The organism is Pseudomonas sp. LBUM1659 (genome assembly GCF_059716045.1).
Genome location: NZ_CP166797.1, coordinates 6,017,162 through 6,042,786, shown reverse-complemented (window position 1 = coordinate 6,042,786; position 25,625 = coordinate 6,017,162). Strand labels below are relative to the sequence as shown.

At 59.3% G+C, this 25,625-nt stretch carries 20 protein-coding genes and 1 pseudogene; 12 read left to right on the top strand and 9 right to left on the bottom strand.

Annotation, left to right across the window (positions count from 1 at the left end; all coding sequences use genetic code 11):
* Positions 1 to 61 precede the first annotated feature (61 nt).
* The 6 genes from pilG (at position 62) to ACA048_RS27565 (ending at position 9,996) form a co-directional block, all read left to right on the top strand.
* Positions 62 to 466: a twitching motility response regulator PilG gene (gene pilG, locus ACA048_RS27590; RefSeq protein ID WP_223518062.1), complete on the top strand. Its 405-nt coding sequence runs from the start codon at positions 62 to 64 to the stop codon at positions 464 to 466.
* 57 nt (positions 467 to 523) lie between these two features.
* Positions 524 to 889 (top strand): twitching motility response regulator PilH, encoded by a 366-nt coding sequence (gene pilH / locus ACA048_RS27585; RefSeq protein ID WP_060542929.1) that lies wholly within the window; start codon positions 524 to 526, stop codon positions 887 to 889.
* Between the two features lie 10 nt (positions 890 to 899).
* The gene (locus ACA048_RS27580) at positions 900 to 1,433 is read left to right on the top strand and encodes a chemotaxis protein CheW (protein WP_497627083.1); all 534 of its coding nucleotides are present in this window, start codon (positions 900 to 902) and stop codon (positions 1,431 to 1,433) included.
* A 95-nt stretch (positions 1,434 to 1,528) separates the two neighbouring features.
* A complete protein-coding gene (locus ACA048_RS27575) occupies positions 1,529 to 3,586 on the top strand; it encodes a methyl-accepting chemotaxis protein (RefSeq protein WP_497627082.1) in 2,058 nt (685 codons plus the stop codon).
* 49 nt (positions 3,587 to 3,635) lie between these two features.
* Entirely contained in the window at positions 3,636 to 9,536 is a 5,901-nt protein-coding gene (locus ACA048_RS27570) for an Hpt domain-containing protein (protein ID WP_497627081.1), read from the top strand.
* Positions 9,529 to 9,996: a chemotaxis protein CheW gene (locus ACA048_RS27565; RefSeq protein WP_497627080.1), complete on the top strand. Its 468-nt coding sequence runs from the start codon at positions 9,529 to 9,531 to the stop codon at positions 9,994 to 9,996. Before ACA048_RS27570 ends, ACA048_RS27565 begins: the two co-directional genes overlap by 8 nt.
* Before the next feature lie 112 nt (positions 9,997 to 10,108).
* On the opposite strand, the pseudogene ACA048_RS27560 reads toward ACA048_RS27565, so the two are convergent.
* From ACA048_RS27560 to ACA048_RS27535, 6 genes and pseudogenes are all read right to left on the bottom strand, one after another.
* Positions 10,109 to 10,192, bottom strand: a pseudogene (locus ACA048_RS27560) (DUF6124 family protein); the annotation flags it as partial.
* 108 nt (positions 10,193 to 10,300) lie between these two features.
* On the bottom strand, positions 10,301 to 12,487 hold the full coding sequence (locus tag ACA048_RS27555; RefSeq protein ID WP_497627079.1) for a lipase family protein: 2,187 nt from the start codon (positions 12,485 to 12,487) through the stop codon (positions 10,301 to 10,303).
* Positions 12,488 to 12,499: 12 nt separating this feature from the next.
* Complete coding sequence (locus tag ACA048_RS27550; RefSeq protein WP_497629938.1) at positions 12,500 to 13,294, bottom strand: hypothetical protein; 795 nt, start codon at positions 13,292 to 13,294, stop codon at positions 12,500 to 12,502.
* A gap of 10 nt (positions 13,295 to 13,304) precedes the next feature.
* The gene (locus ACA048_RS27545; RefSeq protein ID WP_497627078.1) at positions 13,305 to 14,099 is read right to left on the bottom strand and encodes a hypothetical protein; all 795 of its coding nucleotides are present in this window, start codon (positions 14,097 to 14,099) and stop codon (positions 13,305 to 13,307) included.
* Positions 14,100 to 14,109: 10 nt separating this feature from the next.
* Entirely contained in the window at positions 14,110 to 14,883 is a 774-nt protein-coding gene (locus ACA048_RS27540; RefSeq protein WP_497627077.1) for a hypothetical protein, read from the bottom strand.
* Positions 14,884 to 15,263: 380 nt separating this feature from the next.
* Entirely contained in the window at positions 15,264 to 15,650 is a 387-nt protein-coding gene (locus ACA048_RS27535; protein ID WP_497627076.1) for a DUF6124 family protein, read from the bottom strand.
* A gap of 303 nt (positions 15,651 to 15,953) precedes the next feature.
* Between ACA048_RS27535 and ACA048_RS27530 the strand changes: the two genes are divergently transcribed.
* From ACA048_RS27530 to trhA, 3 genes are all read left to right on the top strand, one after another.
* Positions 15,954 to 16,583: a transcriptional regulator gene (locus ACA048_RS27530; protein WP_497627075.1), complete on the top strand. Its 630-nt coding sequence runs from the start codon at positions 15,954 to 15,956 to the stop codon at positions 16,581 to 16,583.
* Positions 16,546 to 16,971: a hypothetical protein gene (locus ACA048_RS27525; RefSeq protein WP_497627074.1), complete on the top strand. Its 426-nt coding sequence runs from the start codon at positions 16,546 to 16,548 to the stop codon at positions 16,969 to 16,971. The genes ACA048_RS27530 and ACA048_RS27525 overlap by 38 nt, the downstream gene beginning before the upstream one ends.
* An 85-nt stretch (positions 16,972 to 17,056) precedes the next feature.
* Positions 17,057 to 17,674: a PAQR family membrane homeostasis protein TrhA gene (trhA, locus tag ACA048_RS27520; protein ID WP_497627073.1), complete on the top strand. Its 618-nt coding sequence runs from the start codon at positions 17,057 to 17,059 to the stop codon at positions 17,672 to 17,674.
* Between the two features lie 87 nt (positions 17,675 to 17,761).
* Here trhA and ACA048_RS27515 read toward each other — a convergent pair whose 3' ends face one another.
* Both ACA048_RS27515 and ACA048_RS27510 read right to left on the bottom strand, forming a co-directional pair.
* On the bottom strand, positions 17,762 to 18,481 hold the full coding sequence (locus ACA048_RS27515) for a 16S rRNA (uracil(1498)-N(3))-methyltransferase (RefSeq protein ID WP_497627072.1): 720 nt from the start codon (positions 18,479 to 18,481) through the stop codon (positions 17,762 to 17,764).
* A gap of 146 nt (positions 18,482 to 18,627) precedes the next feature.
* On the bottom strand, positions 18,628 to 20,034 hold the full coding sequence (locus tag ACA048_RS27510; RefSeq protein WP_497627071.1) for an adenosylmethionine--8-amino-7-oxononanoate transaminase: 1,407 nt from the start codon (positions 20,032 to 20,034) through the stop codon (positions 18,628 to 18,630).
* A gap of 223 nt (positions 20,035 to 20,257) precedes the next feature.
* Between ACA048_RS27510 and ACA048_RS27505 the strand changes: the two genes are divergently transcribed.
* The 3 genes from ACA048_RS27505 to ACA048_RS27495 all read left to right on the top strand — a co-directional run bounded on the left by ACA048_RS27505 (position 20,258) and on the right by ACA048_RS27495 (position 23,413).
* Positions 20,258 to 21,982, top strand: coding sequence for a flavin monoamine oxidase family protein (locus ACA048_RS27505; protein WP_497627070.1), 1,725 nt, complete (start codon positions 20,258 to 20,260; stop codon positions 21,980 to 21,982).
* A gap of 262 nt (positions 21,983 to 22,244) precedes the next feature.
* Positions 22,245 to 22,796 carry a cytochrome b gene (locus ACA048_RS27500; protein WP_497627069.1) on the top strand — a complete coding sequence of 184 codons (552 nt, stop codon included), beginning with the start codon at positions 22,245 to 22,247 and terminating at the stop codon, positions 22,794 to 22,796.
* 32 nt (positions 22,797 to 22,828) lie between these two features.
* Positions 22,829 to 23,413, top strand: coding sequence for a YceI family protein (locus tag ACA048_RS27495; RefSeq protein WP_497627068.1), 585 nt, complete (start codon positions 22,829 to 22,831; stop codon positions 23,411 to 23,413).
* Positions 23,414 to 23,579: 166 nt separating this feature from the next.
* On the opposite strand, the gene rhlE2 is transcribed toward ACA048_RS27495, so the two are convergent.
* Positions 23,580 to 25,454 (bottom strand): RNA helicase RhlE2, encoded by a 1,875-nt coding sequence (gene rhlE2, locus ACA048_RS27490; RefSeq protein WP_497627067.1) that lies wholly within the window; start codon positions 25,452 to 25,454, stop codon positions 23,580 to 23,582.
* Positions 25,455 to 25,625 lie beyond the last annotated feature (171 nt).

Sequence of the window (25,625 nt, the reverse complement as noted above, 5' to 3'; positions counted from 1 at the left end):
GTTAAGGGTTTCGAGCCGCCAAACGGACAATTTGATTCGCAAAGGCGACGGTAGAGCATTTATGGATCAGCATTCCAGCGCCTTGAAGGTCATGGTGATCGACGATTCGAAGACGATTCGTCGCACCGCCGAAACGCTGTTGAAGAATGTGGGTTGTGAAGTCATTACGGCCATCGACGGTTTCGATGCGCTGGCCAAGATTGCCGATAATCATCCCGGCATTATCTTTGTCGACATCATGATGCCGCGTCTGGATGGCTATCAGACCTGCGCTTTGATCAAGAACAACAGTGCGTTCAAGTCCACGCCAGTGATTATGCTGTCGTCCAAGGACGGGCTGTTCGACAAGGCCAAGGGGCGCATCGTCGGCTCCGACCAGTTTTTGACCAAGCCTTTCAGCAAGGAAGAACTGCTGAGCGCGATCCAGGCCCATGTTCCGGGCTTCGCCGCCGTTTTGCCGCAGTAGGACACGCACAGTGACGCTCGGCCAGCGGGCCCGGCGTCGACAAAAATGGGGAAGACCATGGCACGTATTCTGATCGTCGATGATTCGCCGACCGAAATGTACAAACTGACCGGCATGCTGGAAAAGCACGGTCACGAAGTGTTGAAAGCCGAAAACGGTGCCGACGGCGTGGCCCTGGCCCGTCAGGAAAAACCCGACGCAGTGCTGATGGACATCGTCATGCCCGGCCTCAACGGTTTTCAGGCGACCCGCCAGCTGACCAAAGACCCGGACACCGGGCACATCCCGGTGATCATCATCACCACCAAGGATCAGGAAACCGACAAGGTCTGGGGCACCCGCCAGGGCGCCAGGGACTACCTGACCAAGCCGGTTGATGAAGAGACCCTGATCAAAACCCTGAACAACGTGTTGGCCGGTTGATCGTCCGGCCATGAGCGAGTCGCTGACGGCTTTCGAACTGCTGCTGCAGATCGACCAGCGCTGTCGTCTGCTGGCGGCTGATCTTCCATCGCAGCCGACCCGGCAGGACAGCTGGAGCGGCATCGGTTTTCGCTTGGGCGAGGATTGGTACGTCGCACCAATGGGCGAAGTCAGCGAAGTCCTGCATGAACCGCGTTTTACCCAGTTGCCGGGCGTCAAACCCTGGGTCAAAGGGGTGGCCAACCTGCGTGGGCGATTGTTGCCGATCATGGATTTGTACGGTTTCTTTGGTCACGAAGTCTCCGCGGCGCGCAAGCAGCGGCGGGTGTTGGTGGTGGAACATGACGAGGTGTTTGCCGGGTTGCTGGTCGACGAAGTCTTCGGCTTGCAGCACTTTGCCCAGGACAGCCTGGAACCGGCAGATCAGTGGAGTGGGCCAATGTCGGCGTTCGTCAAAGGCCGATTCCAGCGTGAGCAGACCTGGCAAGTGTTCAGCCCGTTTGCGTTGGCGCAGTCGCAAAGCTTTATGCATGTAGCGCTGTAAACCTTGTAGGAGCAAGGCTTGCCCGCGATGCAGACGACGCGGTTTTGCAGGCACACCGCGTAATCGTTCGAATTGGGCAGGACAGGCGAGGACCGATGATAAAAGCAAAAACAGGCAAGCCAGAAGGATCACGCAGCCGCTCGCAGATCATCGCGCTGTTTATCGCGCTGATCGTGTTCATCATGCTGCTGTTCGCCAATTTCGCTTACCTCAACACCCAAGCCACGTACGACAAACAGTACATCGGCCATGCCGGTGAGCTGCGCGTGCTGTCCCAGCGCATCGCCAAAAATGCCACCGAAGCCGCCGCCGGCAAAGCGGCCGCGTTCAAATTGCTCAGCGATGCGCGCAATGACTTTGCGCTGCGTTGGGGTTACCTGAAGAAGGGCGACCCGGCCACTGGCCTGCCGCCAGCGCCGTCCACCGTGCGCCCGGAAATGCGCGCCGTGCAGCTCGATTGGGAGCGTTTGCTGAAAAACACCGACGCGATCCTTTCCAGTGAGCAGACCGTGCTGTCGCTGCATCAGGTCGCCGCGACCCTGGCCGAAACCGTGCCGCAGTTGCAGGTCGAGTACGAGAAAGTCGTCGAGATCCTCCTGCAACGTGGTGCGCCGGCTGCGCAGGTTGCGGTGGCCCAGCGTCAATCGCTGCTGGCCGAGCGCATTTTGGGTGCGGTGAACACCGTGCTGTCCGGCGACGAAAACTCGCAGCAGGCCGCCGATGCCTTCGGGCGCGACGCCGCGCGTTTCGGCCAGGTACTCAACGGCATGCTTCAGGGTAACGTGGCGCTGAGGATCAGCCAGGTCGAGGACCGCGATGCCCGCGCCCGATTGAGCGAGATTTCCGAACTGTTCGAGTTCGTCTCCGGCTCGGTGGATGAAATCCTCGAGACCTCGCCCGAACTGTTCAAGGTCCGCGAGTCAGCCACCAACATTTTCTCCCTGTCGCAAACCCTGCTCGACGAAGCCTCGCACCTGGCCATCGGTTTCGAAAACCTCGCCGGCGGGCGCAATGTCGACACCATCGGCGGTTACGTGCTGGGTCTGCTGGCGCTCATGTCGATCATCCTGATCGGCCTGGTGATGGTTCGCGAAACCAACCGTCAGCTTCAGGAAACCGCCGAGAAAAACGAACGCAACCAGACCGCGATCATGCGGCTTCTGGATGAAATTGCAGACCTGGCCGACGGCGACTTGACCGTTACCGCCTCGGTAACTGAAGACTTCACCGGGACCATCGCCGACTCGATCAACTATTCCGTGGACCAATTGCGCGACCTGGTGGCGACCATCAACCTCACTGCCGGTCAAGTAGCCGCCGCCGTGCAGGAAACCCAGGCCACCGCCATGCACCTGGCGCAGGCCTCGGAGCATCAGGCGCAGCAGATTTCCGAAGCCTCCACGGCCATTAACGACATGGCCCAGTCCATCGATCAGGTCTCGGCCAACGCCGCCGAGTCGTCGGCGGTGGCCGAGCGCTCGGTGGAAATTGCCAACAAGGGCAACGAGGTGGTGCACAACACCATCCACGGCATGGACAACATTCGAGAGCAGATTCAGGACACCGCCAAGCGCATCAAGCGTCTGGGTGAGTCGTCGCAGGAAATCGGAGATATTGTCAGCCTGATCGATGACATTGCCGACCAGACCAACATCCTAGCGCTCAACGCGGCCATCCAGGCGTCGATGGCTGGTGACGCCGGGCGCGGTTTTGCGGTGGTGGCCGATGAAGTCCAGCGCCTGGCCGAGCGCTCGTCCGCCGCGACCCGGCAAATCGAAACCCTGGTGCGGGCGATCCAGACGGACACCAACGAAGCGGTGATTTCGATGGAGCAGACCACCACCGAAGTGGTGCGCGGTGCGCGTCTGGCGCAGGATGCCGGTGTGGCCCTGGAAGAAATCGAAGGCGTATCGAAGACCCTCGCCGCGTTGATCCAGAGCATTTCCAACGCGGCGCAGCAGCAAACCTCTTCGGCCGGGCAGATTTCCCTGACGATGAACGTGATTCAACAGATCACCTCGCAGACCTCGTCCGGCTCCACCGCCACTGCCGAGAGCATCGGCAACCTGGCGAAAATGGCCAGTCAGCTGCGGCGTTCGGTGTCCGGCTTCACCTTGCCGGCCGTCAAGGCGCAGGCGGCAGACAAAGCGTGAACCGTCCACAGGCGTATGATTTTTGATTGGCGTAGGGACTGGAGTGGTTATGGGTGATCGGCACGACTATGTGGCCCTCGAGTGGGTCAAAGGCGAGATTGCCGAAACGCTGAAGCAGGCCCATCAAGCGATCGAAACCCTGCTTGATGACCCGCAGGCGTTGTACGCCTTGAGCGATTGCCTGGCGTACATCCATCAGGTTCACGGCAGTTTGCAGATGGTCGAATTCTACGGTGCGGCCCTGCTCGCCGAAGAGATGGAACAGTTGAGCCGCGCCTTGCAGCACAACCGCGTCAGCCATCGTGACGAGGCGCTTCACCTGTTGATGCAAGCCCTCGGGCAACTGCCGATTTACCTCGACCGGGTGCAAGGTGCGCGCCGTGACCTACCCTTGGTGGTGTTGCCGCTGCTCAACGATTTACGCAGTGCCCGGGGGGAAACCCTGCTCTCGGAAACCAGCCTGTTCAGCCCGCAACTGACAGATCTGCCGCCGTTGGACGAAGCTTCGCTGACACTGCTGGAGCCCGCGGACTTCGCCAATGTGCTGCGCAAATTGCGCCAGATGCTGCAGATGGCGCTGGTCGGGTTGCTGCGGGAACAGGATGACCAGACCCACCTCGATTATTTGGCCAGGGTTTTTACACGTCTCGAAGGGCTGTGCGCGGGTGCGCCCCTGAGCCCGCTGTGGCAAGTCGCCTCGGCGCTGGTCGAAGGCATGCGCGCCGGCGTGATCGCCAACAGCCCGGCGTTGCGCAGCCTGTTAAAGGAGGCCGACCATGAGCTCAAGCGTCTGCTGGAGCAAGGCATCCACGGAATCAATCAGCCGGCACCGCCGGAGCTGCTCAAGAGTTTGTTGTTCTACATTGCCAAGGCCGACCATCCCACCGGGCAGATGCTGACCATGAAAGATCGCTACTCACTGGACGACGCGTTGCCCGACAGCGCGATGGTCGATGAAGAACGGGCACGGCTGGCCGGCCCCGACCGCGATGCCATGCGCTCGGTGCTGGCTGCGCTCTGTGAAGAGCTGGTGCGGGTCAAGGAGCGCCTGGATCTGTTCGTGCGCAGCGACCGCCAGCACATCTCGGACCTCGAGAGCCTGCTGGCGCCGCTGCGGCAAATCGCCGACACCCTGGCAGTGCTGGGGTTTGGTCAGCCGCGCAAAGTCATCATCGATCAACTGGCGGTGGTGCTGAGCCTGGCTCAGGGCCAGCGCGAACCCAACGACGCGATCCTCATGGACGTCGCGGGCGCCTTGCTCTACGTCGAAGCCAATTTGGCCGGCATGATGGGCACGGTAGAGCCCGAGAGCCTGGAAGAAAGCCGCCTGCCGACCACCGACCTGACGCAGATCCACCAGATCGTCATCCGCGAAGCGCGCATCTGCCTGCAACAGGCCAAGGACATGATCGTCGACTACATCGACGCCGACTGGGATCGCCAGCATCTGCAGGCGTTGCCAGCCTTGCTGACCCAGGTGCGCGGCGCGTTGGCGATGATCCCGTTGAGCCGTGCGGCGAGCCTGATCGAAACGTGCAATCACTTCATCCGCGAACATTTGCTGCTGGAGCCGGACCAGCCCGATTGGCAGGAACTGGACAGCCTGGCCGACGTGGTCACCAGCATCGAGTATTACCTGGAGCGCCTTGGTGACGATCCCGAAGCACCGGGCGAACAACTGCTCGATGTCGCCGAGAAGAGTTTGGCGGCGCTCGGGTTTTTCCCCAGCGAACTGCAGGTGCCGATGCTCGACGATGTGCTGAGCCCGAGCGAAGCCCAGGTCATGCAGGAGATGCAGGAACTCGATGACCCCGAGACCGTGCAGTCGCTGGCCGATGTGCTGGCCAGTCCCGTGTCTACGGTCAATCCACCTGCCCTGACCACACCGGGCAGCCTGTTGCCGCCGCCCGCTGGAGAAGAGCCGGTCGACGATGAACTGCGCGAAGTCTTTCTCGAAGAGACCGATGAAGTCCTGGATATCCTCCAGGAATATTTACCGCGCTGGGTGGCCAACCCCGACGACAAGTCTGCCTTGAGCGAATTGCGCCGAGCCTTTCATACCTTGAAAGGCAGTGGCCGGATGGTCCGGGCGCTGGTGCTGGGCGAGCTGGCCTGGGCGGTGGAAAACCTGCTCAACCGTGTGCTGGAGGACAGCGTCGCGCCTGGGGCGGCCGTGCAACAACTGCTGACGGATGCATTGAATTTACTGCCGGAACTGGTGGCCGAATACGCCGGCAATGCCCAGCGTCAGCGCAATGATGTCGACCAGTTGGCCGCGAGCGCACATGCGCTAGCCAAGGGTGATACGCCGGCCAGCGATGAAGATACCCAGGACGTGGCGGCCCTTGACCCGCTGCTGCTGGAGATCTTCCGCAAAGAAGCCGAAACCCATCTGGCCAGCCTCAACCGCTTTCTCGATCAGGCCGCCGAGCATGTGCCACTTCAGGCCAGCGACGCGTTGCAGCGGGCGTTGCACACGCTCAAGGGCAGCGCCTCGATGGCCGGCGTCTTGCCGATTGCCGAGCTGGCGACGGCACTGGATCAACTGGCCCGCGAGTACAAGGCGCACCTGATCGCACTGGATCTGGACGAAGTCGAGCTGTTGCTGGAAGCCGAAGGGTTGTTCCGGCTCGGGTTGCGACAGCTCAAGACGGATCCGTTGGCGCAGATACGCGGCGCCGGCCCATTGATCGAACGCACCCAGTCGTTACTCGCCGAGCGTCTGCAAACCCTGTCGAGCACACCCAATACCGCGCTGCGAACCAAGCGCGACCCGCAGCTGATCAACAACTTCCTGTCCCAGGGCATGGACATCTTGCTGGACGCCGAAAGCCTGTTGCAGCGCTGGCAGCAGCATCCCGGCGAACGTCAGGAACTGACCGCGCTGCTCGACGAGCTGACCACCCTCGGCGAAGGCGCGCACCTCGCCGATTTGCATCCGGTGGATGCGCTCTGCGAAGCCTTGCTCGACCTGTACGGCGCGGTGGAAGAGAGCAGCCTGGCGGTCAGCGAACGGTTTTTCCATGAGGCGCAAAGTGCTCACGAAGCGCTGATCAACATGCTCGACGAACTGGCTGCCGGCCAGGAAATCAGCCCGCAACCGGAACGTATCCGGGCCTTGCGCGGTTTGCTCGACGAAAGTCTTGATCCGTCGTCCATGGGCCTGATCCGCAGTGATGGCAGCCGTACCCTGAGTATCCGGGAGCTGGGCAGCGCCACCGCCGAACTGGAGCAATCGGCTACCCAGGTTGATCTGGATGAGGAAATCGTTTCGATCTTCCTCGAAGAAGCGGTGGATATCCTCGAAAGTGCCGGCCACGCGCTGCAACGCTGGTTGAGTGACCCGGACAACGCCGCACCGCTGTTGTCCTTGCAGCGAGATTTGCACACCCTCAAGGGTGGTGCGCGGATGGCCGAAGTCCAGCCGGTCGGCGACCTCGCCCATGAATTGGAAAGCCTTTACGAAGGCTTGGTGGACCGCCGTTACAACCACAGTGAAACCCTGGCGCAGTTGCTGCAACAAAGCCATGACCGGCTCGCGGTGTTGCTTGAACAGTTGCAGAATCAACAATCGCTGGGCACCCCGAGCGAGCTGATCGAGGCGATTCGCGAGTTTCGTCAGGGCAATGCCAACGCCGCCGAAGTGGCGGAGCCTGCCCCGGCCAAGGATTTGCCGGGGCATGATCCGGAGTTGCTGGAGATCTTCCTCGAGGAAGGTTTCGACATCATCGAAAACTCCGGCGCCGCGCTCGTGCGCTGGCAAGCCGAACCGTCGAACCGACAAGAAATAGAAACCCTGCTGCGTGACCTGCACACGCTCAAGGGCGGCGCGCGAATGGTCGAAATCGCCCCGATTGGCGATCTGGCCCATGAGTTGGAATTTCTCTACGAAAGCCTCTCGGCGGGCTCGCTGCAACCGAGCGCGGCGCTGTTCACGTTGTTGCAAAGCAGTCACGACCGGTTGGCGCAGATGCTCGATGCGACTCGCGCCGGGCAGCCATTGCCGCCCGCTGACCGACTGATCGAGGCGATCAGGAATTTCAGCCATCCGGCCATGCTTCAGCCGGCCGTTGTGACGACCGTCGCCGCCAAGCCGGAGACGACCGCGTCACAAGCGGAAGCGGGCGCCGACATGGTCAAGGTCTCGGCGGAACTACTGGACGACCTGGTTAATCTGGCCGGCGAAACTTCAATCTTCCGTGGCCGTATCGAACAGCAGGTCAACGATGCGCAGGTCACCTTGAGCGAGATGGAAACCACCATCGAGCGGATGCGCGACCAGTTGCGCCGGCTCGATACCGAAACTCAGGGCCGGATTCTCAGCCGCCAGCAAGTCGACGCCGAACGCTTGGGCTACGAAGAATTCGACCCGCTGGAAATGGACCGCCACTCGCAATTGCAGCAACTGTCCCGTGCGCTGTTCGAATCGGCCTCTGACTTGCTGGACCTGAAGGAAACCCTCGATCGGCGCAACCAGGACGCGGAGAACCTGCTGCAACAGCAGGGCCGCATCAATACCGAGTTGCAAGAAGGCCTGATGCGCACGCGCATGGTGCCGTTCGAGCGGATGCTGCCGCGTTTGAGGCGCATCGTTCGGCAGGTCTCCAGCGAGTTGGGCAAAGACGTGGAATTCATTGTCGGCAACGCTGAAGGCGAGATGGACCGCAACGTGCTTGAGCGTATGGCGCCGCCGTTGGAACACATGCTGCGTAACGCCGTGGACCATGGCCTGGAATCGGCCGAGGTGCGAATCGCGGCCGGCAAACCGGCCAAGGGGCGGATCACCCTCGACTTGTCCCGCGAGGGCGGCGACATGATTTTCGACATCCGCGACGACGGTGCCGGCGTGCCTCTGGACGCGGTGCGACGCAAGGCGATCAAGCGCGGCTTGCTGGCCGCGGACGCCGATATCAGCGACCGCGACGTGTTGCAGTTCATCCTGCAACCGGGGTTTTCGACGGCCGAGAAAATCACCCAGATTTCCGGACGTGGCGTCGGCATGGACGTGGTCCATGAAGAAGTTCGCCAGCTCGGTGGCTCGATGGTCATCGACTCGGTGCCGGGGCAGGGCGTGCATTTCCGCATTCGCCTGCCGTTCACCGTGTCGGTCAACCGCGCGCTGATGGTGCAGTGCTTTGAAGATCAATATGCGATCCCGCTGAATACCATCGACGGCATCGTCCGTGTGCTGCCCAACGAACTTGAAGGGCATTACCGACTCGATCCTCCAAGGTACAAGTACGCCGGGCAGGACTATGAGTTGTGCTACCTCGGCGAGTTGCTGAAAACCAGCATCCGCCCGAAACTGTTGGGCCAAAGCCTGCCGTTGCCGGTGCTGCTGGTGCAATGCAACGAGCGGCACATTGCCGTGCAGGTCGATTCCATGGCCGGCACTCGTGAGATCGTGGTGAAAAGCCTTGGTCCACAGTTTGCAGCGGTGCAGGGCTTGTCCGGCGCGACGATTCTGGGCGATGGCCGAGTGGTGCTCATTCTTGATTTGCTGGCGCCGATCCGCGCCCTGCAGGCGCCTGCGCCGCAACAGGCGAAGACCCAGGACACCGAGGTCGAGCCACACAAACCCTTGCTGGTGCTGGTGGTCGATGACTCGGTGACTGTGCGCAAGGTCACCAGTCGATTACTCGAACGCCACGGCATGAACGTGCTGACCGCCAAGGACGGCGTCGACGCCATGTTGCTGCTCGAAGAGCACATGCCGGACCTGATGCTGCTGGACATCGAGATGCCGCGCATGGACGGCTTCGAAGTTGCGACCCAAGTGCGCGCCGACGAGCGTTTGCAGCACCTGCCGATCATCATGATCACCTCACGCACCGGCCAGAAACACCGCGACCGTGCGATGGCCATCGGCGTTAACGATTACCTCGGCAAGCCGTACCAGGAATCGGTGCTGCTCGAAAGCATCGCCCTGTGGAGCAAATCCCATGCTTGATGACCATTTTTACCAGCGCACCAACAACCTCACCGGCCTGTTGCTGCCCTTGGCGGACCGCAATCTGATCGTGCCCAACGTCGCGGTGGCGGAGCTGATCGACTATCAGCCGGGGGCGTTCGATCTGGATACGCCACCGTGGTATCTGGGCCTTGTGAAGTGGCGCGACCGGCAGATTCCGTTGCTGAGTTTCGAGTCGGCCTGTGGCCAGAAAACCGTCATCGGCGAGCGGGCGCGGATTGTGATTCTCAATGCGCTGGGCGGTCGGCCGGCGTTGAAGTTCATTGCGTTGCTGGTGCAGGGGATTCCTCGGTCGCACAAGCTCGACAGTCAGTTGAGTTATGTGGATGTGCCGTTGTGTCCGTTGGAACAGGCGGCGGTGCAGGTGGGGGAGCAAGTGGCCAAAGTGCCTGACTTGCTGGCGCTGGAAGAACTACTTGTAAGTGCTGGGTTGGTCTGACCGGCCCCTTCGCGAGCAGGCTCACTCCCACAGGGTTTTGTGTTCGCCGCCGATCCTATGTGTGCGAGCCTGCTCGCGATGACGGCCTTCAATTCACCGCAAAACCTGACGGCTAAACCTTGGCCTGAGCGCGCATTTGCAACGCCTCGTAATGGTCCAGCGCCCGCTCCACCAACAATTGAACTCCATCCGCCAAAGCGGCTTACGAAACTGGGCCCTGCTTCAAATCTGGCGGGGTAACCGCCCAACTTTGAGGGTGTGGGGATCGCAGGAAACCAGGCATTCGTCGACCGTTGCATCTTTTTCAAACGATCGAATCGATATCGAGGATATACGGCGCCCCGATGGTATGTCCGTAGATCGACAATAGCGCCTCATCATTCCCGGTGCTTGGCGCCATGGCCAACTGTTCCGCTACTCGATTTTCTGCGTGGGCAAGCCAGCGTGGCAGATTTTCTGCCAACCACTCCGGTTGAGCTGATAGCGATCCGTAAACATCCTTTTCGCTTATGCGCTGGTACCAAAGGGGCTTCAGTCGAGCGCGAGTAGCTTGTACTTTTCCGACCTCATGACTGAGGGCATCGATCGTCTTTTCGTGAGCGCGTACGTAGGCGTCGGGGCGCGCCAGCAGGTCGCGACGCTTCTCGCGCAACTGCTGGGTGATTCGCGCCAGAGCGTTTTCTATCCATTCAAACTCCCGGTCAGTAACTAGGGAACGTTTCGACGTTTGCGCTTCCTGCCAGCGCCGTAACGTTGCCCAGCTTGCAGGGATGTAGCTGCCGACCATCGAGTGGTTTGCGCCATTGAAGAGTTGAGTCAGCAACGAAGGGCGATCCGGGAGGCCGTTTTGTTGCTGGATGGCCACCGAACAGGCGGCGTGCTGAGTAATGGTGTCGCAGCCGGGCTCCCACAGGATCATGGACATTTCCTTGCGGCTGAACTGCACCGGCATCGCGTGACGCAAGGTGCCGTGGTGTTCGTAGGGTTCGCCTGTCCAGTTAGTGATGCCGGCGACAAATACGGAAAGGCCAGCCGGCACATTGACGAAGGTCAGCGCTGCCCCCGCCCCGAAAACGCCAGCCTTGGTGTTCATCCAGGTGCCGGGCACGCTTGGTACCGGGTCGTTGTGGTTGACCATTCGGTAATGCACCAAGTCCGTGGCACCTTGGGCGAAATTGGCATCGCCGGCGCGGGGGGCGCCGTAGGTGTAGAGCTGGATGTTGTAGTTGAAGCCGGCTCGTCGACGCAGCATTTCTGAGAGTAACAAAGCCACTGCACCCCCCAGGCTGTGGCCGCAGATCAGTAGCTTTTGACCGGTATAAAATTTGTCTAGATATTTGACGATGAAGTCGTAGGCTTTCTGCGCAGCTTCATAGAAACCACGATGTACTTTGCTGTCGGTGGTTTCAAACGGCACTTGGAATGCATCGGCGTCGCGCAGGCCATCCGCGACGATTTCATAGGTGCCACGTACTGCGATCAGGATCAGTTCGTCGTGGTGGGTAATGAAGGCCTGGCTATCAGTCGAATCTGCGCCCAGCTTCCTGTCGTCGAGGAAATGAATCTTGGCAGGGTGTTCCTGATCTTCACCCAGTTCCGGGTCGTTTACCGCATAGAGATCGGGGTCAAAGGGCACGATCTCCAGTCGCTTGGAGTACGGTACATCCTCGTACAGTGGGTAATAAGCTCTTGTCTGCGTCGCATCGACTTTCCCAAGTTCATCAAATTTGGCCAGTGCATCCCCGAACCAGTTGCCGACGCTGGGTTGCAGGGGGAAGCTAACGGTTCTGGTCCTGACGGGTTGTTCATCGGGCTGCTGACCAAAGGGGCAATAGCTCAAGGTGGCCATTAGCGCGAGTTGGTACAGGTTGAGCGCACAGAATTCAGGGTCGGTCGAGAGCATGGGCCGCAAAGCCCGCATCGGGTGCACTTCCAGCACGGTGTGTTGCAACGGCAACAGGGCAATGCCAAGTGCGCCATGTTTACCCATGACTTTCGCCCGCCCCGTACTGTGTGGGTAATGGCGATAGACCTCAGGAGGCAGGTGCGAGACTTGATTGACCAGATGGCGCACTTCCACCTGAAAATACTCATCCGCGCAGGCTTGTGCGGGGTTTTCTTGGGTGCGGGTGGAGTTTTGGTTCAGGTAGCGGGTTTGCTCGGCGCGGACCTGGAGTTCGGTGATTTCTAAGGGGTAATGGGGTCTTGTCTGTAAAAATTCATAGCTCTTTTCACGCCCCTGGTATTTTTGGTCAAGGAGTAGCGAGATAGGGCCGGCAAAGTGGTTGTCCACTTTACCTGTGCCCGTTATATCCAACACACCGCCGTATTTTTGCCCTTCCGAGTCGGTTACGACGTAGGCCAGCCCGGCATAGGGTTCGCCAGAGCCGAACTCGTCGACTAACTGAAAGCTGCTCCATCGACCCTGTGCGGGGCATGCCAGTACTTGGCTGCTCAGCGGCGATTTGAGTTCTTTTTCCAATGACGTCATGTCGAATTCTCCTTATTCAGTGCAGCCTGGGTAAATGGTGCATTGCTTTCCATCGGGCATTTGAAAACCACTGAAGTCCTTGTAGTTGCCAAAGCAAAACGCGTATTGGTCTTGAAAGTTATCGCCCATGCATCGCTTCCAACCGTTCGGCACTTTTACCCATGTATTCCCAATGGCAGGCCGTTCCTCATCCGCCAACTTGATGCGCATCCTCACGGTTTTCCCCGGCAACTGATCGAGGGTGTACGCCGAAAACGGACGACCCCGCCCCGGTTTGCCCTGTGCATCGGTTTTTTTGCAATCTAGAATTTTTACGATGCGTCGGTTTGTTCCCGCGGTGCGAAATAGCCATTGGCATTCACCGAAGAGGGTACTTACACCCGCCTCGTTGAAGGCACGTTTGTACTGCGGGTCCAATTCATCGCGAATGACGACCCCTGCGGAATCTCCGCCAAAATCACCCCGGGTTTTTCCATAGGTCGCATTGATATCCAGCTTGATGCGGCTGATGACCAGCGGGCACCCACTGACTGTTCGGCGCAGGGCGATTTCTGCACTCGGCTGGTAGTTTTCACGCCATTGCATGTTGAATCCGACTTCGGTATTTCTCCCGCCCGGCACTGTGCAGGTTTCGCCTTTTGCGGGCACATACACGGCAATCGCCTGGTAGGCGAAGTCGGCTGGTAAATCGGCGGTGAAGGTGAATGTGTTCGGCTGGCTGGTGGCGCAACCTGCGCTTAATGCGAGACAACAGCCCAAAACAGGGCTTTTAAACAGCAACTTCACCAGCGGATACGACGTTGTCATGGGGATGTCCTTATTCCGTACAGCCTGGGTAAATAGTGCATTGCCGGCCGTCAGGCATTTGAAAACCGCTGAAGTCGGTGTAATTACCGTTGCAGTAAGCACGCTGATCCTCAAAGCCTTTGCCCATGCAACGCTTCCAGCCATTTGGCACTTTGACCCACGTGTCTCCCCAACCAGGCTTTTCCTCATCCGCCAACTTGATGCGCATCCTCACGGTTTTCCCCGGCAGCTGATCGAGGGTGTACGCCGAAAACGGACGACCGCGCCCCGGTTCGCCCTGTGCATCGGTTTTTTTGCAATCAAGGATTTTTCTGAGGATGCGCGGCTTGCCCGAAGTGCGGAACAGCCACTGGCATTCACCGAAAAAGGTACTTTCCCCCGCCTCGTTGAAAGTACGTTTGTACTGCGGGTCTAATTCATCGCGAATGACGACCCCTGCGGAATCCCCTCCAAAATCTCTCCGGGTTTTTCCATAGGTCGCATTGATATCCAGCTTGATGCGGTTAATGACCAGCGGGCACCCACTGACTGTTCGGCGCAGGGCGATTTCTGCACTCGGCTGGTAGTTTTCACGCCATTGCATGTTGAATCCGACTTCGGTATTTCTCCCGCCCGGCACTGTGCAGGTTTCGCCTTTTGCGGGCACATACACGGCAATCGCCTGGTAGGCGAAGTCGACTGGTAAATCGGCGGTGAAGGTGAATGTGTTCGGCTGGCTGGTGGCGCAACCTGCGCTTAATGCGAGACAACAGCCCAAAACAGGGCTTTTAAACAGCAACTTCACCAGCGGATACGACGTTGTCATGGGGATGTCCTTATTCCGTACAGCCTGGGTAAATGGTGCATTGCCGGCCGTCAGGCATTTGAAAACCGCTGAAGTCCTTGTAGTTGCCGAAGCAGTAAGCATCCTGGTCCTCAAAGCCTTTGCCCATGCAACGCTTCCAGCCATTTGGCACTTTGACCCACGTGTCTCCCCAACCAGGCTTTTCCTCATCCGCCAACTTGATGCGCATCCTCACGGTTTTCCCCGGCAACTGATCGAGGGTGTACGCCGAAAACGGACGACCGCGCCCCGGTTCGCCCTGTGCATCGGTTTTTTTGCAATCAAGGATTTTTCTGAGGATGCGCGGCTTGCCCGAAGTGCGGAACAGCCACTGGCATTCACCGAAAAAGGTACTTTCCCCTGCCTCGTTGAAAGTACGTTTGTACTGCGGGTCTAATTCATCGCGAATGACGACCCCTGCGGAATCTCCGCCAAAATCACCCCGGGTTTTTCCATAGGTCGCATTGATATCCAGCTTGATGCGGCTAATGACCAGCGGGCACGCACTGACCGTTCTACGCAGGGCGATCTCAGCGTTTGGCTGGTAGTTCTCACGCCATTTCATGTTGTATCCAACTTCGGTATTGCGCCCGCCGGGTACGGTGCAGGTTTCCCCTTTTGCGGGCACATACACGGCAATGGCCTGGTAGGTGAAGTGGGGCGGTAAATCGGCGGTGAAGGTGAACGTGTTTGGCTGACTGGTGGCGCAGCCTGCGGTGAAGGCGAGGCAACAGCCCAGACTTGCGGTTCGTAATGCACGCTTCATAGCGGGGCTTCTCCTTGCCAAAATGCCGTTGCTTGATGCTCCCGCTCCAAATGTTCGCTTGGGGTCTCGCCGGTGCAGCGATGAGCATTGGTCAGGCGAATTTCATCAGCCTGTTTGGTGGGCACAGGCACTTGGCGCCACGCTGTAACGAGTCAGGCGCAAGGGCAGTAAGCTAAACAAACGTGCAGAAGAAAAAATGTAGGACGCTTCCCTTAGGGCAGTGGGAAATGCCTCGGATTCTTATTGCGTGATTCGGTTTTACGTTGGCTGGTTGATGCCATCGCGAGCGGGACTGCTCCCACATTGGATTTGCGGCGTACACAAAACCTGCGGGAGCCTGCTCGCGATGACGGCCTTCAATTCACCGCAAAACCTGACGGCTAAACCTTGGCCTGAGCGCGCATCTGCATCTGCAACGCCTCGTAATGATCCAACGCCCGCTCCACCAACAACTGCACCCCATCCGCCATTCGGCTGATCGCCAAGGCTACCGAGCGGCGAGAGCCTTCCACATCGTCTGCCAGATCGGCAGCAATCGCGCTGATCGACAGCAAGTCTTCGGAGGCGTTGGCCAATAGGGCTTCGGCGTCGATATCAGGGGAGACGGTGAAGAGATGGTTTTTACGCCGTTTGGTTGGTTTTTCGTGGGCCGGGGGAAAGTAATGGGCGAAGACGCGGTCGGCGGCTTCCTTGAGTTTCTCGGCTTCGAGGGATGCTTGGGAATCGGCGTCAGTGTGATCGGCTGGGTTGGACGTAACCTTGGACATAATGAGTTTCCGCTTACAGATTGGAGTTGGTCCACTCGTAATGAATGGCGCTTTTTCTCCGTTTTTTTCGGGGTTCCAGGCCCGGTCGCTGAATCCGAGCGACAAACAAACGATAAAGATCCACGCCAAACCCCACCAGTCAGCGGCTTCCGGCATTGCTGTAGGCAGCGACGCCAGGCTACGTAGCCAGACACCCTTCCTGCTTACAAACTTTTAAACACAAAATCCCAATCGACTGGCAAATGTTGAAGATTCCCAAAAAGGGACCTATCGTTCCCTTTTTGGGACTCATTGGTTGCCACTGTGAAAAACCTTTCCCTCAGCGAAGCCTTGTTCACGACCACTCAGCAAAAAGTGCTGGGCTTGTTGTTCGGCAAACCCGACCGCAGTTTTTACGCCAACGAGATCGCCCGCTGGGCTCAAGTGGGTAAAGGCAGCCTCATGCGCGAGCTGGATCGATTGCAGCAGGCCGGCGTGCTGACCCTGAGCCGTCAGGGCAACCAGACCCACTATCAAGCCAATCCGCACTGCCCGATCTATGCCGAACTGTTGGGCATCGCCCGCAAGACATTCGGCATTGCCGAGCCTTTGCGCCAAGCGCTGCAACCCTTTGCAGAACAGATCTCCTGGGCATTTGTGTACGGTTCAATCGCCAAGGATTCGGCAAACGCATCCAGTGACATTGATCTCATGCTGATCGGCGAAAGCCTCCACTACAGTGAAGTGATGGAGCGGCTCATGCCTCTGGAGGAGCAACTGGGCCGCGTCCTCAACCCAACGCTCTACACCCCGGACGACTGGGCCGCAAAACTGGCGGCTGAAAACAGCTTTGTCGTACGGGTGGCGCAGCAGGACAAGATCAACCTGATGGGGGAAAACCCTTTGGAGTCCAAGGATGGGCAGCAACGAGAATCTGGAGAACCTGTTACGTAGCGGTGGACTGAAAGCCGAGCCGCCGGATCGCAAGGAATGCGAAGGGCTGATGCGTTCCGCTGTGGATCGATTGAAAGATGCGCAAACGTCTTCACTTTCCTTCGCGAGCCGTTTTGACCTGGCTTACAACGCTACCCATGCATTGGCTCTAACAGCTCTTCGTTTGTGTGGTTACCGTTCAGACAAGAGATACCTGGTGTTTCAGTGCCTGGTTCATACCGCTGATATTGGCAAAGTGCAGGTTCGATTATTCGCGCTGTGCCATGAGCGACGAAACCTGGCGGAGTACGAAGGCTACATGGACGAAGATGCTGCGTTGTTGGCGCAGTTGTTGGAAAGCGCTGAGCAGTTGCTGGTTCGTGTGCAGCAGCAGATGACGAGGTCGTAATACTCAGAGCTGCGAGCAGCCTCGTTTCACTCGACAGCGCCTACAGTTTGCGCGATGTTGCAGTGAATTTTGAGGTGAGTGACGCATGTATCACGGGGAACGATTGAACGCCTGGACGCATTTGGTCGGGGCCGTGGCGGCAACGGTCGGGGTGGTGTGGATGTTGGTCATCGCCAGCATGGACGGCAGCCCGTGGAAGATTGTCAGCGTGGCGATTTACGGTTTTACCTTGATGGTGCTTTACAGCGCCTCGACCGTTTACCACAGCGTGCGCGGGCGCAAGAAAGCGATCATGCAGAAGGTGGATCACTTTTCGATCTATCTGTTGATCGCCGGCAGTTACACACCGTTTTGTCTGGTAACCCTGCGCGGGCCGTGGGGCTGGACGCTGTTCGGAATTGTCTGGGGGCTGGCGCTGGTCGGCATCCTGCAAGAGATCAAGCCGCGTTCGGAAGCGCGGATTCTGTCGATCGTGATTTACGCGGTGATGGGCTGGATCGTGCTGGTGGCGGTCAAGCCGTTACTCGCGGCGCTGGGCAGTGCCGGGTTTGCGTGGCTGGCGACGGGTGGGATTTTGTATACCGTGGGGATTATCTTTTTTGCCCTGGACCATCGGCTGCGGCATGCCCACGGGATCTGGCATTTGTTCGTGATTGCCGGGAGCTTGCTGCACTTTGTGGCGATTTTCTTTTATGTCCTTTAGACCGAGGTGCGGCCATCGCGGGCAAGCCCGCTCCCACATTGAATCACCAAAAAACCCTGTGGGAGCGGGCTTGCCCGCGATGGCGTCTTAGAAGTCACCCCAAAGCTGCTGGGCCACCGCGAGCGCAACTACCGGCGCAGTCTCAGTCCGCAACACCCGAGGCCCAAGTCGGGCAGCATGAAAACCCGCCGACTTGGCCTGATCAACCTCGGCGTCCGACAATCCGCCTTCCGGGCCAATCAGAAACGCCAACGTCCCGGGCTTCGCATGACTCACCAGCGGCTCTGCCACCGGATGCAGCACCAACTTCAACTGCGCTTCAGTCTGCTTCAACCAATCCGCCAGCAGCAGCGGCGGATGAATCACCGGCACCCGTGACCGCCCGCATTGCTCGCAGGCACTGATCGCCACCTGACGCCAGTGCATCAGGCGCTTGTCGGCGCGCTCGTCCTTCAACCGGACTTCGCAGCGGTCGCTGAAGATCGGGGTGATTTCGGTGACGCCCAATTCGGTGGCTTTCTGAATCGCCCAGTCCATGCGCTCACCACGGGACAGGCCCTGGCCGAGATGAATCGCCAGTGGCGACTCAACCTGCCCGGCGAAGCTGTCATCGATCTGTACGACGACGCGTTTCTTGCCGACCTCCACCAGCGTGGCGCGAAACTCATGGCCCGAACCGTCGAACAACTGCAACGCATCACCCTCGGCCATGCGCAGCACGCGGCTGATGTAATGGGCCTGGGCTTCGGGCAACTCGTGCTCGCCGGTGCTCAGGGGGGCGTCGATAAAGAAGCGGGACAGTCTCATGCGGTGTCTCTGTAAAAGGTGTGAAGTAGTGGCGGCCCCATCGCGGGCAAGCCCGGCTCCCACAGGGGGTACGCAGTCAACTGTGGGAGCTGGGCTTGCCCGCGATGGCGGCAGTCCAGGCACCACAGTCGTCCAAGTGGAATCGATCAGCCCGGATCGCGGAAACCGGGGTGGAAGTCCTTCGGCACCGCCACGCTGACGCTGTCGCGCGTCGCGATGTCGATCCCTTCGCTGGCCACTTGGGCCAGAAAGTCGATCTGCTCCGGCGTGATCACGTACGGTGGCAGGAAATACACCACGCTGCCCAACGGTCGTAGTAAAGCACCGCGTTCCAGTGCGTGCTGGAACACCTTCAAGCCACGACGTTCCTGCCACGGGTAGGCTTCTTTCGTAGCCTTGTCCTTGACCATCTCGATGGCCAGCACCATGCCGGTCTGGCGCACTTGCGAGACGTTCGGATGATCAGCCAGGTGTGCGGTGGAGGAGGCCATGCGCTGGGCCAGTGCCTTGTTGTTCTTGATGACGTTGTCTTCTTCGAAGATGTCCAGCGTCGCCAATGCTGCCGCGCACGCGAGCGGGTTGCCGGTGTAGCTGTGCGAATGCAGGAAGGCGCGCAGGGTCGGGTAGTCGTCATAGAACGCGCTGTAGACATCTTCGGTCGTCACGCAGGCCGCCAGCGGCAAGTAACCGCCGGTCAGGGCCTTGGACAGGCAGAGGAAATCCGGGCGGATGCCGGCCTGTTCGCAGGCGAACATCGTGCCGGTGCGGCCAAAGCCGACGGCGATTTCGTCGTGGATCAGGTGTACGCCGTAGCGGTCGCAGGCTTCGCGTAGCAGTTTGAGGTAAACCGGGTGGTACATGCGCATGCCGCCAGCGCCCTGGATCAGCGGCTCGACGATCACTGCCGCGACGCTGTCATGATTCTCCGCCAGGGTCTGTTCCATGGCGGCGAACATGTTGCGCGAGTGTTCTTCCCAGCTCATGCCTTCGGGGCTCAGGTAGCAATCGGGGCTCGGCACCTTGATGGTGTCCAGCAGCAGCGCCTTGTAGGTTTCGGTGAACAGCGGCACGTCGCCCACCGACATCGCCGCCATGGTTTCGCCGTGGTAGCTATTGGTCAGGGTGACAAAGCGCTTCTTGTTCGGCTGGCCGCGGTTGAGCCAGTAGTGAAAGCTCATTTTCAGCGCGACTTCGATGCAGGACGAACCGTTATCGGCGTAGAAGCACCGGGTCAGGCCTTCCGGGGTCATCTTCACCAGCCGCTCGGAAAGCTCGATCACCGGCTGATGGCTGAAGCCGGCGAGGATCACGTGCTCCAGCTGATCGACCTGATCCTTGATGCGCTGATTGATGCGCGGGTTGGCGTGGCCAAACACGTTGACCCACCAGGAGCTGACAGCGTCGAGGTAGCGCTTGCCTTCGAAGTCTTCCAGCCACACACCTTCCCCGCGTTTAATCGGGATCAGCGGTAGCTGTTCGTGGTCTTTCATCTGGGTGCAGGGATGCCACAACACCGCGAGATCGCGTTCCATCCACTGTTTATTCAGGCCCATTTTCTGTCTCCTCGAGGCTACCCGCGACGTAGGCGGGCAAACAATCGCGCAAGCCTATGCAATGCGTGGCTTGGGGACAACCCATTGTGTCGATTGAGCTACTTTGAATAGGCCGAAAGACGTTGCTGGCGGGCGTCTGAAGCCTGACGTATCCTTCGCGGTTCCTGGAGTCGAATGACTCGCAAAAACTGCTTTTTCTTCATGTATTTCCGGAGTTCGCTGAATGTCTGTCGGTTGGCTGCGCGCCTGTGCGCTGGTGATGTTGGGGCTGTTCAGCGTGTCTGCGCTGGCCAAGGATAAAACTGCGATCGTGATCGGTGGCGGGCTGTCTGGCCTGACCGCGGCTTACGAGCTGCAGAATAAAGGCTGGCAGGTCACGCTGCTGGAAGCCAAGTCGAGCCTGGGCGGTCGCTCCGGCATGGCCACCAGCGAGTGGATCGGCAACGACAAGACTCAGCCGGTGCTGAACAAGTACGTGTCGACCTTCAAGCTGAGCACCACGCCAGCCCCTGAATTCGTGCGGACTCCAAGCTATCTGATCGATGGTGAATATTTCACCGCCGCCGATCTGGCGACCAAGGAGCCAGCCACTGCCGAAGCGCTCAAGCGCTACGAAAAAACCCTGGATGATCTGGCGCGTTCGATCGACGATCCGTTGAACCCGATTGCCAACAACACGCTGCACGCGCTGGATCAGATCACCGTGTCCAGCTGGCTCGACAAGCAGAACCTGCCAGCGACTGCTCGTCAGTTGGTGAATCAGCAGATTCGTACCCGCTATGACGAACCTTCGCGTCTGTCGTTGCTGTACTTCGCACAACAGAGCCGTGTTTACCGTGGCACTTCCGATCGTGATCTGCGTGCTTCGCGACTGGTCGGCGGCAGCCCGGTACTGGCCCAGGCGTTCGTCAAACAACTGAAAACGATCAAGACCAACTCCCCGGTCTCCTCGATCACTCAGGACAAGGACGGCGTGACCGTCAAAGTCGGTAGCGTCGGCTATCAGGCGGATTACGTGGTATTGGCGGTGCCGTTGCGCGCACTGGGCAAGATCCAGATGACCCCGTCGCTGGATGCCCAGCACATGGGCGCCATCAAAGGCACCAACTACGGTTGGCGCGACCAGATCATGCTGAAGTTCAAGACGCCGGTGTGGGAATCCAAAGCGCGCATGTCCGGCGAGATCTTCAGCAACACCGGCCTTGGCATGTTGTGGATCGAGCCGGCGCCGAAGGGCGGCGCCAACGTGGTGATCAACCTGTCCGGCGACAACGCGCGCGTGATGCAGGCGTTTGGCGACAAGCAAGTTGTAGATCAGGTGCTGATTCGCCTGCACGCCTTTTATCCACAGGCGCGTGGTTCGTTCACCGGCTATGAACTTCGCCGCTACAGCACCGACCCTTCGATGGGCGGCGCTTACCTGGCCTTCGGTCCGGGCCAGATCAGCAAGTACTGGCGCCTGTGGGAACGTCCGATTCAGCGTGTAACCTTTGCCGGCGAACACACCGATACCTTGTACCCAGGCACTCTGGAAGGCGCATTGCGCACCGGTCAGCGTGCGGCCAGTCAGGTTGAAGACCTGGCGGCGGGCAAGTCGTTTGAACCGGCGAAAGTGGCGGCGGCAGCAGCGGCCGGCGCGGTGGCGGCGAAGAAAGGTAACTTCTTCAGCAACCTGTTCGGTGGTTCGGATGATGACAAGAAGCCAGAGCCGGTCAAGGCACCTGAGCCTGTCACTCCACCAGCACCGGCTCCAGCTCCGGTAGCTGCACCGGCACCGGTCGAAGCACCGAAGCCTGCAACGCCTGTGAAAGCCGAGCCTGCCAAAAAGGCCCCGGCGAAAGCCCCGGCGAAGAAACCTGCCGCCAAAACCGAAGCCAAAAAGGCTCCGGTGAAGAAACCAGCGGCTAAACCCGCTGCGACACCGACAACGGTTACCAAGGCGCAGTAAGCGTCGGGATTAAAAAGACGCGGCAGAGATGCCGCGTTTTTTTATGTCTGAAGAAAACCAGTTTCAGGAATCGAATAAACCCTGGGGCGCAGGTGTTCTTCAGTTGGGTTTCATTTTTTCTCACAGAGTAGTCTTTAATCTTTCCTTAACACGCTCATTTCAAGCTCTTGATCGTATTTCTCGATATTTCAAAGCGAAATTTTCCGCTTTAATTCGATAGATAACTCGTTAGTCTTGGGCCAGCACTTACAGGGACTCGGCAATGCAACTACGAAACTCTACCTCTCGCTACGGCTGGGTCAGCATCTTCATGCACTGGGGCGTGGCGCTGGCAGTCTTCGGTCTGTTTGCATTGGGTTTGTGGATGGTCGATCTCGACTACTACAGCACTTGGCGCAAAGAAGGGCCGGACCTTCACAAGAGCATTGGTCTGGTGTTGCTGGCCGTCATGGTTCTGCGGTTGCTGTGGCGCTTCATCAGCCCGCCGCCACCGGCACTGGAAAGCTATAGCCGCATGACGCACCTGGGCGCCAAGTTCGGTCATTTGTTCCTGTATTTCGGTTTGTTCGCTGTGATGATTACCGGTTACCTGATTTCCACCGCAGAGGGTGTCGGGATTCCGGTGTTTGGCCTGTTTGAAGTTCCTGCACTGGTGTCCGGACTACCGAACCAGGCAGACACCGCCGGTGTGATTCACCTGTATCTGGCTTGGGCGCTGGTCATTTTTTCCGGTCTCCATGCGTTGGCAGCACTGAAGCACCACTTTATCGATCGTGATGCGACCCTGAAACGAATGCTGGGCCGCAAAGCCTGATGTTCAACCACGACTCCAAAGGAATAGAAAGCATGTTGAAAAAAACACTCGCTGCTCTGGCAATCGGTTCGGCCCTGCTGTCTGCCAACGTGATGGCTGCTGACTACGTCGTCGACAAAGAAGGCCAGCACGCCTTCGTTGACTTCAAGATCAGCCACCTTGGCTACAGCTACATCATCGGTACCTTCAAGGACATCGACGGCAAGTTCAGCTTTGATGCTGCCAAGCCAGAAGACAGCAAGATCGAGTTCAACGTGAATACTGCGAGCGTTTTCACCAACAACGCTGAGCGTGACAAGCACATCTCCAGCAAAGACTTCCTGAACGGCACCAAAGCCACGTTTGTTTCCACCAGCGTCAAACCCACCGGCAAAAACGCTGCTGGCAAAGACACTGCCGATGTGACCGGCGACCTGACCATTCTTGGCGTGACCAAGCCCGTCGTGGTCAAGGCCACTTTCCTGGGTGAAGGCAAGGATCCATGGGGTGGCTACCGTGCCGGCTTCGAAGGCACCACCAGCATCAAGCGTTCCGATTTCGGCAAGCAGAAAGACCTGGGCCCAGCGTCCGATGCGCTCGAGTTGTACGTGACGTTTGAAGGTGTCAAAGCGAAGTAATGCTGAGATTGCAGGAGCCGAGCTCGCTCGCGATAGCACTATTGGCAACAGTTGCGAAACCGAGGTGAATCCATCGCGGGCAAGCCTTGCTCCTACAGGTTTACGTTAGTGCATAAAAAATGCCCCTGATCGCGAAATCAGGGGCATTTTTTATGGCAGCGATAAATCAGCGATTGCGGGTCAGCAACGCTGGTTTTTCGCCACGCGGACGGCCTGGCAGTTGATCAAGTTGCTCGGGAGTCGGGAAACGATCGGTTTTCGACTCCTTGTGAATGATCTTCGGCGCTGGACCGCGCGGGTTTTGCACGGCTGGTTCCGACCGTGGCTGATCGTCACGAGCAGGGCGACGGTTGCGGCCTTCTTCGCGACGGGCCTGACCGTCACGTGGTGCACCGCTGCGTGGACCGCTGCGCTTGGCAGGCGGCGTGCCAGTGGTGGCGCCGTCGCTGCTGCGCGGACCGCTTTGGCGACCCTGAGGCTTGCCGCCGGTGCGCGGAGCACCTGCGCCAGCCGTCGTGCTTTGTGCCGGAGCACCCGGACGGCGACCACGGCCCTGAGCCGGTTTGGCCTGGGGAACGTAGTCAACGCGGTTACCGAAGTTATCCACGTCGTCGTCCAGGAACTCGTCCGGAGCACGATCAGCAGCAGCGCGTGGCGCCGGACGCTGTTGTTCACGTGCCGGGGTGCCTTCGCGTGGCTTGTGTTCACGCGCCGGGCGATCGCCACGGCCAGTCGCGGCAGGTTTTTCCTTGCCGCCCTTGTCCTTGCCCTTGTCCTTGCGACCGCCACCACCACCGGTGCCGTTCGGGCCGTCGCCGCGTGGGCCACGTGGGTTGCGCGGGTTACGCACATCCGGACGCTCGCGAACTTCAGGCTTCTCGGCTTCTACTGCGCTGGAGTCGAAGCCCATCAGGTTGCCGTCGGCAATCTTCTGCTTGGTCATGCGCTCGATGCTTTTCAGCAGCTTCTCTTCGTCCGGCGCGACCAGCGAGATCGCTTCGCCCGAACGACCGGCGCGGCCCGTACGGCCGATACGGTGCACGTAGTCTTCGTCGACGTTCGGCAGTTCGAAGTTGACCACGTGTGGCAACTGATCGATGTCCAGACCGCGAGCGGCGATATCGGTGGCTACCAGAATGCGCACTTCACCGGCCTTGAAGTCGGCCAGGGCTTTGGTGCGGGCGTTCTGGCTCTTGTTGCCGTGGATCGCGACGGCGCTGAGGCCGTGTTTGTCCAGGTACTCGGCCAGACGGTTGGCGCCGTGTTTGGTGCGAGTGAACACCAACACCTGTTCCCAGGCGCCAGCGGTGATCAAGTGGGCCAGCAGCGAACGCTTGTGGTTGGCTGGCAGGCGGAATACGCGCTGTTCGATACGCTCGACCGTGGTGTTCGGCGGCGTGACTTCGATGCGTTCCGGGTTGTGCAGCAGCTTGCCGGCGAGGTCGGTGATGTCCTTGGAGAACGTCGCCGAGAACAGCAGGTTCTGCCGTTTGGCTGGCAGGCGGGCCAGAACCTTTTTCACGTCATGGACAAAGCCCATGTCGAGCATGCGGTCGGCTTCGTCCAGCACGAGGATTTCCACGTGGGACAAATCGACGCTGCCTTGGCCGGCGAGGTCGAGCAGGCGGCCAGGGCAGGCCACCAGCACGTCAACACCACGGGACATGGCCTGAACCTGCGGGTTCATGCCGACGCCGCCGAAGATGCAGGCGCTGACGAACTTCAGGTCACGGGCATAGACCTTGAAACTCTCGTGTACTTGAGCCGCGAGCTCGCGGGTCGGGGTCAGGACCAGTACGCGCGGTTGGCGCGGGCCATGACGCTGGGATTTGTCCGGGTGACCGTTAGGGAACAGCCGTTCCAGGATCGGAAGGGCGAAGCCACCGGTTTTACCAGTACCTGTCTGAGCCGCAACCATCAGGTCGCGACCTTGCAACACGGCGGGAATGGCCCGCTGTTGCACCGGAGTAGGCTCGGTATAGCCCGCTGCCTCGATGGCGCGGACTAAAGCCTCGGAGAGACCGAGGGAAGCAAAGGACATGAGTAATCCTGTTTTAGTTAGGGCTTGGCCCAATGGGAGTCTTGCCTGGCGCGAATGGCGTTTATGAGGAACGCAATCCCGTCCGGTCCTGCTGGGCCTTGAAAGCTCGTCTGGAGCGCTCGCGCGGGCTGAAGAGCTGCGCTGTAGCGGGGTCAAGATGCCTTGAACAAG

Excerpts from the sequence above, each read along its gene's own strand:
- ACA048_RS27580 (WP_497627083.1), top strand. The coding sequence starts at position 900 with ATGAGCGAGTCGCTGACGGCTTTCGAACTGCTGCTGCAGATCGACCAG.
- pilH (WP_060542929.1), top strand. The coding sequence starts at position 524 with ATGGCACGTATTCTGATCGTCGATGATTCGCCGACCGAAATGTACAAA.
- ACA048_RS27550 (WP_497629938.1), bottom strand. The coding sequence starts at position 13,294 with ATGACAACGTCGTATCCGCTGGTGAAGTTGCTGTTTAAAAGCCCTGTT.
- ACA048_RS27575 (WP_497627082.1), top strand. The coding sequence starts at position 1,529 with ATGATAAAAGCAAAAACAGGCAAGCCAGAAGGATCACGCAGCCGCTCG.
- rhlE2 (WP_497627067.1), bottom strand. The coding sequence starts at position 25,454 with ATGTCCTTTGCTTCCCTCGGTCTCTCCGAGGCTTTAGTCCGCGCCATC.
- ACA048_RS27525 (WP_497627074.1), top strand. The coding sequence starts at position 16,546 with ATGGGCAGCAACGAGAATCTGGAGAACCTGTTACGTAGCGGTGGACTG.
- ACA048_RS27515 (WP_497627072.1), bottom strand. The coding sequence starts at position 18,481 with ATGAGACTGTCCCGCTTCTTTATCGACGCCCCCCTGAGCACCGGCGAG.
- ACA048_RS27545 (WP_497627078.1), bottom strand. The coding sequence starts at position 14,099 with ATGACAACGTCGTATCCGCTGGTGAAGTTGCTGTTTAAAAGCCCTGTT.
- ACA048_RS27570 (WP_497627081.1), top strand. The coding sequence starts at position 3,636 with ATGGGTGATCGGCACGACTATGTGGCCCTCGAGTGGGTCAAAGGCGAG.
- ACA048_RS27505 (WP_497627070.1), top strand. The coding sequence starts at position 20,258 with ATGTCTGTCGGTTGGCTGCGCGCCTGTGCGCTGGTGATGTTGGGGCTG.
- ACA048_RS27555 (WP_497627079.1), bottom strand. The coding sequence starts at position 12,487 with ATGACGTCATTGGAAAAAGAACTCAAATCGCCGCTGAGCAGCCAAGTA.
- ACA048_RS27510 (WP_497627071.1), bottom strand. The coding sequence starts at position 20,034 with ATGGGCCTGAATAAACAGTGGATGGAACGCGATCTCGCGGTGTTGTGG.
- pilG (WP_223518062.1), top strand. The coding sequence starts at position 62 with ATGGATCAGCATTCCAGCGCCTTGAAGGTCATGGTGATCGACGATTCG.
- trhA (WP_497627073.1), top strand. The coding sequence starts at position 17,057 with ATGTATCACGGGGAACGATTGAACGCCTGGACGCATTTGGTCGGGGCC.
- ACA048_RS27495 (WP_497627068.1), top strand. The coding sequence starts at position 22,829 with ATGTTGAAAAAAACACTCGCTGCTCTGGCAATCGGTTCGGCCCTGCTG.
- ACA048_RS27565 (WP_497627080.1), top strand. The coding sequence starts at position 9,529 with ATGCTTGATGACCATTTTTACCAGCGCACCAACAACCTCACCGGCCTG.
- ACA048_RS27540 (WP_497627077.1), bottom strand. The coding sequence starts at position 14,883 with ATGAAGCGTGCATTACGAACCGCAAGTCTGGGCTGTTGCCTCGCCTTC.
- ACA048_RS27500 (WP_497627069.1), top strand. The coding sequence starts at position 22,245 with ATGCAACTACGAAACTCTACCTCTCGCTACGGCTGGGTCAGCATCTTC.
- ACA048_RS27535 (WP_497627076.1), bottom strand. The coding sequence starts at position 15,650 with ATGTCCAAGGTTACGTCCAACCCAGCCGATCACACTGACGCCGATTCC.